The sequence below is a fragment of the Tenacibaculum sp. genome, from assembly GCF_050290165.1.
In the GTDB taxonomy this organism is placed as follows: Bacteria; Bacteroidota; Bacteroidia; order Flavobacteriales; family Flavobacteriaceae; genus Polaribacter.
The window spans coordinates 105,991-117,837 of the sequence record NZ_JBNKHD010000003.1 but is presented as its reverse complement, the minus strand read 5'-3'; the positions used below and the strand labels follow the sequence as shown (position 1 = coordinate 117,837).

The 11,847-nt window shown below is 31.9% G+C and carries 11 protein-coding genes; 5 read left to right on the top strand and 6 right to left on the bottom strand.

Annotated elements, in window-relative coordinates; genetic code table 11:
• Nucleotides 1-53 precede the first annotated feature (53 nt).
• Nucleotides 54-422 carry a hypothetical protein gene (locus tag ACQY6M_RS05020; RefSeq protein ID WP_428744921.1) on the bottom strand — a complete coding sequence of 123 codons (369 nt, stop codon included), beginning with the start codon at nt 420-422 and terminating at the stop codon, nt 54-56.
• A gap of 419 nt (nt 423-841) precedes the next feature.
• Nucleotides 842-2,146 (bottom strand): tyrosine--tRNA ligase, encoded by a 1,305-nt coding sequence (tyrS, locus tag ACQY6M_RS05015; RefSeq protein WP_428743657.1) that lies wholly within the window; start codon nt 2,144-2,146, stop codon nt 842-844.
• A 61-nt stretch (nt 2,147-2,207) separates the two neighbouring features.
• Between tyrS and ACQY6M_RS05010 the strand changes: the two genes are divergently transcribed.
• Nucleotides 2,208-3,209, top strand: a complete 1,002-nt coding sequence (locus tag ACQY6M_RS05010) for an SDR family oxidoreductase (RefSeq protein ID WP_428743656.1) — start codon at nt 2,208-2,210, stop codon at nt 3,207-3,209.
• A gap of 1 nt (nt 3,210) precedes the next feature.
• On the opposite strand, the gene ACQY6M_RS05005 is transcribed toward ACQY6M_RS05010, so the two are convergent.
• The 4 genes from ACQY6M_RS05005 to ACQY6M_RS04990 are packed head-to-tail and all read right to left on the bottom strand — an operon-like array spanning nt 3,211 to nt 6,243.
• Nucleotides 3,211-3,708 (bottom strand): DUF4296 domain-containing protein, encoded by a 498-nt coding sequence (locus tag ACQY6M_RS05005; RefSeq protein WP_428743655.1) that lies wholly within the window; start codon nt 3,706-3,708, stop codon nt 3,211-3,213.
• Entirely contained in the window at nt 3,708-5,048 is a 1,341-nt protein-coding gene (locus ACQY6M_RS05000) for a dihydroorotase (RefSeq protein ID WP_428743654.1), read from the bottom strand. The genes ACQY6M_RS05005 and ACQY6M_RS05000 overlap by 1 nt, the downstream gene beginning before the upstream one ends.
• A 6-nt stretch (nt 5,049-5,054) precedes the next feature.
• Nucleotides 5,055-5,516 (bottom strand): GNAT family N-acetyltransferase, encoded by a 462-nt coding sequence (locus ACQY6M_RS04995; protein WP_428743653.1) that lies wholly within the window; start codon nt 5,514-5,516, stop codon nt 5,055-5,057.
• A 4-nt stretch (nt 5,517-5,520) separates the two neighbouring features.
• Entirely contained in the window at nt 5,521-6,243 is a 723-nt protein-coding gene (locus ACQY6M_RS04990) for a polyprenol monophosphomannose synthase (protein WP_428743652.1), read from the bottom strand.
• Nucleotides 6,244-6,320: 77 nt separating this feature from the next.
• On the opposite strand from ACQY6M_RS04990, the gene ACQY6M_RS04985 reads away from it, so the two are divergent.
• The 4 genes from ACQY6M_RS04985 (at nt 6,321) to ACQY6M_RS04970 (ending at nt 11,599) form a co-directional block, all read left to right on the top strand.
• Nucleotides 6,321-6,959, top strand: a complete 639-nt coding sequence (locus ACQY6M_RS04985) for a DUF4271 domain-containing protein (protein ID WP_428743651.1) — start codon at nt 6,321-6,323, stop codon at nt 6,957-6,959.
• Nucleotides 6,960-6,971: 12 nt separating this feature from the next.
• Nucleotides 6,972-7,721: a uroporphyrinogen-III synthase gene (locus ACQY6M_RS04980; RefSeq protein WP_428743650.1), complete on the top strand. Its 750-nt coding sequence runs from the start codon at nt 6,972-6,974 to the stop codon at nt 7,719-7,721.
• Nucleotides 7,722-7,861: 140 nt separating this feature from the next.
• Entirely contained in the window at nt 7,862-9,955 is a 2,094-nt protein-coding gene (locus ACQY6M_RS04975) for a S46 family peptidase (RefSeq protein ID WP_428743649.1), read from the top strand.
• A gap of 153 nt (nt 9,956-10,108) precedes the next feature.
• The gene (locus ACQY6M_RS04970) at nt 10,109-11,599 is read left to right on the top strand and encodes a cellulose synthase family protein (RefSeq protein WP_428743648.1); all 1,491 of its coding nucleotides are present in this window, start codon (nt 10,109-10,111) and stop codon (nt 11,597-11,599) included.
• Nucleotides 11,600-11,847 lie beyond the last annotated feature (248 nt).

Below are 11,847 nucleotides of genomic sequence, written 5' to 3'. Positions count from 1 at the left end.
TCAATTCAAAAATTTTGAATTGTTTGCGTTGAAAAAAAAGTGGTATGTAAAATTTAAACTGTAGGAGGGTGGAATATCTTGTCACTAGATAAATAGAAATAGTTTCTATTATAATTAAAATGCTTTTTCGATATCGATGAAAAAAGCTTTTGAGTTTCAATATCTAAAATAGTTACAAACCCTATTGGATATTCTTCCATTGAAATTCGTAACGATTTATAATCATCGTCTTGTTGTTTTTCAAGTTTTTTCATAAGCTGACATTTTCCATTACAGGCAAGCTCCGGCTTATCTTTATTGATACACAAAACCTTTGATATATAATCATAGTTTATTGCATACTCAACAAAAGGAGCTATGGGACGTAACATGGCGACCATGTACAATCCAACAAGAAAAAATATGCTTACTTTCTTTAACAAAAAGAGAGGTTTTATTTATGATTACAAAGATACTGCTATCCTTTTTGCTGCGCAATCGAAAAAATTATGTTTTTATTTTAATTTATTCTAAATAAAAGATTTATATTTGCATCGAATTTTTGAAGAATGATTGTTTTTTATACTAGTACTAAGAAGGTTACCTCTGTGGTTCCTATACAAAAAGCGCAAAATTTAACAGCTTGCAATTCGGTATGTACTTCTAACTGTATCAAACCAAAAAGTAAATGTTGTAATAAATATCAGAAGAAAGGGATAAACTGTAAGCGATGTCCTTTAACGTTTGATTTTAAAGCTGTTTCCTAAAAATATTTTCCCCACGTTTATTATTAAATGTAAACACAAAAAAACCTTAAAAGTATCTTCTTTTAAGGTTTTGTTTTTATATATGTAGTACAGAACTATTGTACTTTTAATAGAAAATAGTTCTTCTTACCTCTTTGTAACAGTACGTACTTACCTGCAATTAAATCTTTTGATGTAATTACAAAATCTTCGCCTACCTTTTCTTTATTTACAGATATAGAGCTTTCTTTTAAAGCTCTACGGGCATCTCCGTTCGACTTTAGGAAGCTTGTTTTTGCAGCTAAAGCAGCAATCATATCCAAACCTTCTTTAATATCTTCAGAAGATACTTCTGCTTGAGGAACACCGTCAAACACATCTAAGAAAGTTTGCTCATCTAAGCTCTTTAAATCATCTGCTGTTGATTTACCAAATAAAATATTTGATGCAGCTATTGCCTTATCTAACTCTTCTTTTGAATGTACAAAAGTTGTAACTTCTTCAGCTAATTTTTTCTGTAAAATTCTTTGATGTGGTGCTTCTCTGTGTTCAGCAATTAAAGTTTCAATAGTTTCTTTGTCTAAGAACGTAAATATTTTAATGTACTTTTCAGCATCTTCATCCGACGTATTTAACCAAAATTGGTAAAACTTGTAAACTGAAGTCTTATCGGCATCTAACCACACATTTCCTCCTTCTGATTTTCCAAATTTTGAACCATCAGCTTTCGTAATTAACGGACAAGTAGCCGCAAATGCCTTAGCTTCTTCACCCGGAGTCATTCTACGGACTAGTTCTGTACCCGTAGTGATATTTCCCCATTGGTCAGAACCTCCCATTTGCAATTTACAATTATATGCTTTGTATAAATGATAGAAGTCGTACCCTTGTATTAATTGGTATGTGAACTCGGTAAAACTCATTCCTCCACCAGCTTCTCCTGTGATACGTTTTTTTACAGAATCTTTTGCCATCATATAATTTACCGTGATACGTTTACCAACATCACGTGCAAATTCAATGAAAGAAAAGTCTTTCATCCAATCGTAGTTATTTACCAATATTGGAGAGTTTTCTTTTCCATTATCAAAATTCAAAAAACGTCCAAGAGTTCTTTTTATTCCAGCAACGTTTTTTGCCAATGTTTCTTCATTCAACAGATTACGTTCATCAGATTTTCCTGAAGGATCACCTATCATTCCTGTAGCTCCTCCCACTAAAGCAATAGGTTGATGCCCTGCTTTTTCTATATGTACCAATAAAATAATTGGCACCAAACTACCAATATGTAACGAATCAGATGTTGGATCGAAACCGATATAGGCAGTTGTCATTTCATTTTGTAATTGCTCTTCAGTTCCAGGCATGATATCGTGAATCATTCCACGCCAACGTAATTCTTCTACTAAATTCTTGGTCATTATATTCTATTTTAAAGGCACAAAGATAACTTTATCAACTAAAAAAAACTAAATTCGCTGTATGATTTTAGTTACTGGCGGAACTGGTTTAGTAGGCTCACATTTACTGTATCATCTTACACAAAAGTATGATACCGTTAGAGCTATTTTTAGAACAAATAAAAAACGTGAACATGTAAAAAATATCTTTTCTTTTTACACAGATGATGTTCAACAGTACTTTTCTAAAATCGAATGGATACAAGCAGATATTACCGATGTACCATCTTTAGAGCCCGTATTTGATAATGTAACTAAAGTATATCATTGTGCCGCCTTAGTTTCTTTTAATCCAAGAGATTATAGAAGAATGCGTAGGGTGAATATTGAAGGAACAGCCAATATTGTAAACTTTTCTATTGATCAAGGGGTAAAAAAACTTTGCTTTGTAAGCTCTATTGCTGCCGTTGGTGATTCCATAAACGGAAAAACCATTAATGAAGAAAACGAATGGACAGACTCAACCGACAATCATGAGTACTCTATAACCAAATATGGGGCTGAAATGGAAGTTTGGAGAGGTAGTCAAGAAGGGCTTAATGTAGTAATTGTAAACCCTGGTGTTATTTTAGGTAGTGGATTTTGGAATGAAGGTTCTGGAAAATTATTCTCAAAAATCAATACTGGTTTTTCCTTTTACACTGAAGGAATAACAGGCTTTGTTGGAGTAACAGATGTAGCAAAAGTTATGATACAACTCACTGAATCAACTGTGAAAAACGAGCGTTTTATCCTGGTATCAGAAAACAAATCGTATAAAGATGTTTTATTTTCTATTGCCGATGGTTTGCATAAAAAAAGACCTTCAATTAAAACAGGGAGGTTAATCACTGGTGTTTTTTGGAGAATAGATTGGTTACTTACAAAACTAACTGGTAAAGAGCCTTTATTAATGAAAAGTTCCGCAAAATCGTCACATAATACATCTTATTATTCTTCAGAAAAAATTAAAAAACAAGTCCACTTTGAATTTGAACCCATTGATAAAGTTATTTCTAAAGTTTGCAGTGATTTCCAACCATAAACTACCTTTCCTTCTCTATTTCTAATTCTTTTTTGTTAAGCGCTTTTTCTTTCTTTTGAACCAATTCCTCAGGGAGATCTGTTAACTCCATTCTTCTTTTTAACAACGTATCTTTTTTAACCTTGTCTTTTCCTGTTAATCCTTTTAAAGAATCTTGAACCAATTGTTCTTCTCTATACATTACTTCTAAAGAATCAATGTTTGATTTAACCTTTTTTAGCATCTCTGTATACTCATCAATTTTTGAAGTATAATACGTATTGCTTATGTCAAAACGAGTGCTATCTATTTTATATTTTTCGTAGACCAACACAACATAATTGTTCTCTCTTTTTAAGAATTTATTCTTTTGGTTCTTGGCTGAAGAAGCAATATACATATCGGTTAGCAAAGCCACCATCGAATCTTTTGGAATCAAGTTTTTAGGTTTTTTATAAATCGTGTTACTGGTACACGAAACCAAAACTAAACCGATAAGTATATATAAAACTGTTCTCATTATCTATTAAATAATAGTCGTTTTCCTTTAATTTCTTCGTTAAACTCCCCTTGGTTATACATTAGGTTTCCATTAACGAAAGTATGTGTTATTTGATTTGAAAACTCAACCCCTTCAAACGGAGACCATCCACACTTATACAAAACATTGTCTTTGGTAACTGTCCATTTCTTATCGGCATCAACTAAAACAACATCTGCATAAAACCCTTCTTTGATAAAACCTCTTTTTTCAATTTTGAAGATTTTAGCAGGGTTATGACTCATTTTTTCCACCGCTTTTTCAATTGATAATACTCCTTCCTTTACCTTTTCTAAAACAGCTATAACCGCATGTTGTACTAAGGGTCCTCCACTAGGCGCTTTGGTATATACGTTATCTTTTTCTTCTAAAGTATGAGGTGCATGGTCGGTTGCAATGATATCAATTCTATCATCTAATAAAGCCTTCCATAAACCGTCTTTATCTTTTTGTGTTTTTACCGCAGGATTCCATTTTATATGTGTTCCTTTTGTATCATAATCAGCATCGGTAAACCACAAGTGATGTACACAAACCTCTGCTGTGATTTGTTTTTCTTCTAGTGGAATATCGTTTCTGAATAAATGCGTTTCCTTTTCTGTAGACAAATGGAAAATATGTAAACGCGCTCCTGTTTTCTTTGCTAATTCAATTGCCTTTGACGACGATAAATAGCATGCTTCTTCACTACGGATTAATGGGTGATACTTCATAGGAATATCATCACCATATTTCGCTTTGTATTCCTCCGTATTTTTTCTAATAGTTGCCTCATCTTCACAATGTACTGAGATTAGCATCTTAGTTGATGAGAATATTTTTTCCAGTACTTCTTCATTATCTACCAACATATTTCCTGTTGAAGATCCTAAAAACAACTTGATTCCTGCAACATCTTTAGGATTTGTCTTTAACAACTCCTCTAAATTATCATTAGTACCACCAAACATGAACGAGTAGTTAGCGTACGATGTTTTGCTTGCAATATCAAACTTGTCTTCTAATAATTCTTGAGTCGTTGCTTGTGGAACTGTATTTGGCATTTCAATGAATGACGTAATTCCTCCTGCAATAGCCGCCCTACTTTCTGTAGCAATGTTAGCTTTATGTGTTAATCCAGGCTCACGAAAATGCACCTGGTCATCAATCATACCAGGAATTAGGTATTTTCCTGTAGCATCTATTACCTGCATATCATCTGTAGAAGTGATGCTTTCTCCTATCTCCTTAATGAATTCTCCTTCTAATAAAACATCGCCTTTAAAAACCTTGTTTTCATTAACGATTTGTGCATTCTTAATTAAAATTGATTGTTTCATTGTCTGCTAAATTTCCATTTTCATGTTAATCAAACTCTTGTTAAAACCAAAACGTTCATAAGACTTAATTGCTCCTAAATTCTCATTATAAACATCTAACCTTAGTTCTTTCAATCCTTGTTTCTTGGCCCATTCTTTTAAAGACTCCAAAATTACAGAACTTATTCTTTTCCTTCTAAAATTTGGCTTTACATACATGAACCCAATATAACCGTTTAACTCATTTTTATGATAACTACCCGATTTTTCTATTCTAAGATAACCTGACCCCACAATTTCATCTTCCGCAACAGCTACAATTAAATGTACATGTTCAGCAAAAATCATCTCCTCTAAATTGTAGTAGCTAATTTTTCCTTCTCTCAACAATGGATCAAAAGGTCTTTCAGCTTCAATAATACCTTGTTCAAACTCTAACAAGGTTTCTAAATCTTCTTTCTTTGCTATTCTAGTGGTTATTTGGAACATTGTCTTATTTTGGTAATCCGTTAATTCTCATTTTTATTACACCAAAGATTGCTTCTTTAATAATTCCTTTACTAAGCTTCGATTTTCCTAAAACTCGATCAGTAAAAATTACCGAAACTTCTTTGATGTTAAATTTGTGTTTCCATGCTTTATATTTCATCTCAATCTGAAATGCATATCCTACAAATTTAACTTTGTCAAGTTTGATTGTTTCTAATACTTTTCTTTTATAACACACAAAACCTGCTGTCGTATCATGAATTGGCATTCGTGTTATTAATCTCACATATTTTGAAGCAAAATATGACAACAACACTCTACTCATTGGCCAGTTTACTACATTTACACCTACCGAATATCTTGAACCTATTGCTACATCTGCTCCTTCTTTCTCACACTCATTATACAATCGAATTAAGTCGTTAGGATTATGCGAAAAATCTGCATCCATTTCAATAATATAATCGTATTTTTTTGCTATAGCCCATTTGAATCCATGAATATAGGCCGTACCTAATCCGTTTTTTCCTTTTCGCTTTTCAATAAACAAACGTTCAGGGAATTCGTTTTGTAAGTTTTCTACAATTTCAGCAGTTCCATCAGGTGAATTATCGTCTACCACCAATACATGAAACACCTTTTCTTGATCAAACGTTGCTCGAACAATAGCTTCGATGTTTTCTTTTTCGTTATATGTAGGGATTATAACTAAAGCGTCTGACTTCATGTAATTTTCGTATGAATTAGGGCAAAGATACACTAATTTATTACTAATTTTGTGTTAATAAAAAGCATAAAAAACAATTGCAAGCAGTAGAACGGATTATTAATAATGAAAGTTGGATTACTATAGTTATTTTAATAGCTATCATATTGCTGTCATTAATGAAATTACTAAACTCAGACAAATTATTGGGCTATGCTACCGCTTTTTATACGCCAGGTTTTTTTCAGAAACGTGTGGAAGATAATCCTTCTTTTACAAGTCCTTTTAATTTGATTTTGTTTACATATACTGCCATAGTTATATCGCTATTTGCGTTTTTAGTTTTGTTACCGAAATCATTTAAACATGACTTTTACACTTTTTCAATTTTATTCTTATGCCTTTTGTGTTATATCCTTTTTAGAAAAGCATTAGATTATTTCTTAGTTAATGTTTTAGGACTTACTCAAATTCTCAAATACTTTTTGCTCACAAAACTTGGGTATTTATATGTATCATGTTTATGGCTACTCCCTTTTGTTGTCTTATATCAATTCACTTTTAAAAGTCCGATTTTTTTAATAAGCTCTTTTAGTATCTTATTTGTTTTCAGAGCCTTTTTAATTTTAAACAATAATAAAAGAATTGTTATTGGTAAAATGTTTTATTTTATTTTGTACTTTTGCACACTTGAAATAGCACCGCTATTAATTCTTTATAAAACAACAACTACGTAATAGAGAAAGTTTATGAAAGTGAAAACTATTTTAGTCTCTCAACCTGAACCAAAGACAGAAACTTCACCTTATTTTGATTTAGCTGAAAAGCAAAAAGTGAAGGTTGATTTTCGCTCATTCATCCATGTTGAAGGAATCCCTGTAAAGGAAGTTAGAGCTCAAAAAGTGGATTTAAAAAATTACACTGCAATTATTTTAACTAGTAGAAATGCTGTTGATCATTTCTTCAGAATTGCAGAAGAAATGCGTTTTACTGTACCTGACGACATGAAATATTTTTGTCAATCAGAAGCAGTAGCTTACTACTTGCAAAAGTATGTGGTTTACCGTAAACGTAAAATTTATGTTGGAAACAGAACATTTCCTGAATTAACTAAGTTAATCAAAAAACATAAAGACGAAAAATTCTTGCTACCATCATCAGACAAGTTAAAACCGTCAATCCCCGAAGAATTAAATCAATTAGGAGTTGACTGGAAACGTGCCGATTTATATCGAACTGTAGTAAGCGATTTATCAGATTTAGAAAATGTTTTTTATGACATTTTAGTATTCTTTAGCCCTTCAGGAATTGATAGTTTATTTGAAAACTTCCCTGATTTTAAACAAAACAATACCAGAATAGCTGTATTTGGTAATACAACTATCCAAGCTGTTGAAGATAGAGGGTTGCGTGTAGATATTGCTGCACCAACACCAGAAACTCCATCAATGACTATGGCTTTAGAAAAGTATATTAAAGAAGTAAACGGTAAGAAATAATTCTTCACCAATAAAATAAAAACCGCTAAGACAACCTTAGCGGTTTTTTCATTTTTAACTCTTTTTAACTTTAATACTTCTTCGTTTAACCAAAGTAGTTAACGGTCAATTTGTATCTTTAGCGTTTTAAAAATTAACAGATGAAGTACATAAAAATTCTATTCTTATTTATTGCCGTTCAAGTTACTGCACAACAAGGTGGCATGTGGATTCCTTCTCTTTTACAAGGAATGAACGAACAAGAAATGACTTCTTTAGGAAGCAAATTAACCGCAAAAGATATTTACGACGTTAACAACTCAAGTTTAAAAGATGCTATTGGGCATTTTAATGGAGGGTGTACGAGTGAAGTAATTTCTCCTGAAGGATTAATATTAACTAATCACCACTGTGGCTTTGGACAAATTCAATCACATTCTTCTTTAGAAAATGATTATTTAAAAGATGGATTTTGGGCAATGAACAAAAATGAAGAATTGCCAAACGACAATTTATATGTTGAGTTTATTGTACGTATTGATGATGTAACTTCTCAAACTTTAAACGGGGTTACTAATACAATGACAGAGCGTGAAAAGCAATCAGCTATTGATAAAAACATCAATGAAATTAGAAAAACAACACAAAAAGAAACATGGCAAGATGTTAAGGTAAAACCCTTTTTCCAAGGAAATCAGTATTTTTTATTTGTTACTGAGAAATTTGAAGATGTTCGTTTGGTTGGTGCTCCTCCTAGTAGTATCGGAAAATTTGGTAGCGATACAGATAACTGGGTTTTTCCTCGTCATACAGGGGATTTTTCGTTGTTTAGAATTTACGCTGATAAAAACAACCGTCCTGCTAAATACAGCAAAGACAACGTTCCTTATAAACCAAAACACTTTTTACCAGTTTCTTTAGACGGAATTGAAGAAGGTGATTTTACGATGGTTTTTGGGTTCCCAGGTCGTACCAATGAGTATTTACCAGCTGCTGCTATCAAACACATTACACAAGAGTTTAACCCAAGTAACATTGCTATAAGAGAAGCTGCGTTAAAAGAAATTGATGCACAAATGAAAGCGAGCGATGCTGTTCGTATCAAATATGCATCAAAACAAGCACGCATTGCCAATGCTTGGAAAAAGTGGATTGGAGAAAACTTAGGAATCAAAAAGAGTAACGCTATTGCAGAACGTTTAGCTTTTGAAGCTACTTTTAAAAAAGCGTTAAAAGAAAAAGGGTTAGAAGCTAGTTACGGAAATATTCTTCCAGAGTTTGATAAATTATACGCTGATTTTGCTAAAATCAATATTAAAAGAAGAAACTTTATTGAAGTTTTTTTAGTAACTAACGAGTTGATGCAAATGACTTTTAGAGCTTATCAATTAGAGCAAGTTGCTTTAAATAAGCCAGAAAAGTTTGAAGAAGCAAGAACCGCTTTAATTAATCAGATCAAAGGAATTCACAAAAACTTTGATGTAAATGTAGACAAAGGTGTATTTAACAATGTAATGCCTTTATACAACCCTAACAATGTAAATACTTCTATCTACAACAAAACGAGTTTTACCAATTTAGATAAAGCTTTAAAATTATTGGAAGGAGATGCTAAAAAAGTAGTTAAAAATTTAAGCAAAGATGCTGCCTACCTATATGCAAAACCTATGATTGAAGAATTTTACAAAAAAATCAATCCTGAGTTTCAGCAAAAAAACCAACCGATTACTGCTTTACAAAAAACCTACATGAAGGCTTTGATGGAAGCCTTGCCAAATGCTCGCTATTTTCCAGATGCTAACAGTACATTACGTGTTACCTACGGACAAGTTCACGGATACTCTCCAAGAGACGCAGTATATTACAATCCTGTGAGTTACTTAGATGGTGTGATTGAAAAATATGTACCTGGTGATTACGAGTTTGATGTTCCGCAGAAATTACGTGATTTATACGACGCTAAAGATTTTGGTCAGTATGCAGATAAAAACGGAAAAGTTCCTGTATGTTTCTTAGGAACTAATCATACAACAGGAGGTAACTCAGGTAGTCCTGCTATTGATGCGCATGGGAATTTAATTGGATTAAACTTTGATCGTGTGTGGGAAGGAACCATGAGTGATATGAATTACGACCCTGAAATTTGTAGAAATATTATGGTGGATGCTCGCTACGTATTATTTATTATTGATAAATATGCTGGAGCAAAACATTTAATTGAAGAAATGAAATTAGTACACCCTAAAAAGAAGTGATTTTTTCAAAAAACCAACATAAAATCCGATAAATAAACCTATTTGTCGGATTTTTTCATTTAAAACATATCAAAAGTTTCAAAAACCATAAAAGATAGTATCTTAGCGGCGTCAAAAAAACAAGTCAGATTTTTTTTAATATCACTTTAAATAATGGTTTTAGAATACACAATAATTACGCTATACACTATATCATTAGTTCTTATTTTATTATACGCTTTAGCGCAATTAAACTTACTTCTTAATTATTTAAGAGCAAGAAAGAAAAATGACAACTCACCTAAATTTGATTTTACAAACCCAGATGAAATTCCATTTGTAACTATTCAATTACCCGTTTTTAACGAATTGTATGTAATGGAACGTTTGCTAAACAATATTGCTAAACTAGAATATCCTCGCGAAAAATTAGAAATTCAAGTATTAGATGATTCTACAGATGAATCGGTTGAAAGTACTGCAAAACAAATAGAAGAACTTCAAAAAACAGGTTTAGACATTCAACATATTCGACGCGAAAATCGTCAAGGTTTTAAAGCCGGAGCTTTAAAAGAAGGACTTAAAACTGCTAAAGGCGAGTTTATAGCTATTTTTGATGCCGATTTTTTACCTGAAACAAACTGGCTTTTAGAGACTGTTCCTTATTTTAAAAATCCAGAAATTGGAGTAGTTCAAACTAGATGGGGACATATTAACAGAAATTATTCAACCTTAACTAAAATTCAAGCTTTTGCCTTAGATGCTCATTTTACACTAGAGCAAGTAGGACGTAATAGCCAAGGTCATTTTATCAATTTTAATGGTACCGCTGGTATATGGCGTAAAGAATGTATTTATGATGCAGGAAACTGGGAAGGAGACACCTTAACGGAAGATTTAGACTTGAGCTACCGAGCACAATTAAAAAAATGGAAGTTCAAATATTTAGAAAATGTAGTTACACCTGCCGAATTACCTGTTGTGATTAGTGCTGCACGTTCTCAACAATTTAGATGGAACAAAGGAGGGGCTGAGAACTTTCAAAAAATGCTAAAAAGAATTATTACTAGCAATACTATTTCGCTTAAAACAAAAATTCATGGAACTTTACATTTGTTAAACAGTTCTATGTTTACCTGTATTTTTTTAGTCGCTATATTAAGCATTCCTATGTTGTATATCAAAAATGAATATGCACATTTAAGAATTTACTTTTTAGTGATGAGCTTTTTTATTGTTAGCACGATAATTTTCTTTATTTGTTATTGGTTTATGTACAAAAAAACCTACGGAGGAGGGTTCATAAACTTTATAAAATATATAGGAGCTTTTTTTGCTTTCTTTTCTATCGCGATGGGCTTCTCACTACATAATACGATTGCTGTATTAGAAGGACATATAGGTAAAAAAAGTGAATTTGTTAGAACACCAAAATTCAATATTAAATCACTAAAAGATAGTTGGAAAACCAATAAATATATTCGTAAAAAACCATCATTACATGTAATTATCGAAGGCTTGTTAGCTGTTTATTTTGCTTTTGGTATGTACAGTGCTTTTATAGTAGGTGACCAAGGAGGAGACTTCGGATTATTTCCTTTTCATTTAATGCTTTTTGTTGGTTTTGGATATGTGTTTTACAAATCACTATTCTCAAAAGCATAAGCCTTTTTTAAGAATTAAAAACTACAACCAAGTATTAGATTATCTTAGTAGAAAACTCTCTTCTTTTAGAGGGTAAAATCCTGTTGTAATAAATCTAACTTTAAAAATACCCCATAAAAAAACCCACTCAAAATTGAGTGGGAAAAATTGCTATGAAAAAGAAAAAGAAAGTGGTTTTTCAACCACGATTCAAATATAAGACAAGATTTTATTTTTACAAAATACTTTTTAAAAAATTTTAATGTTTT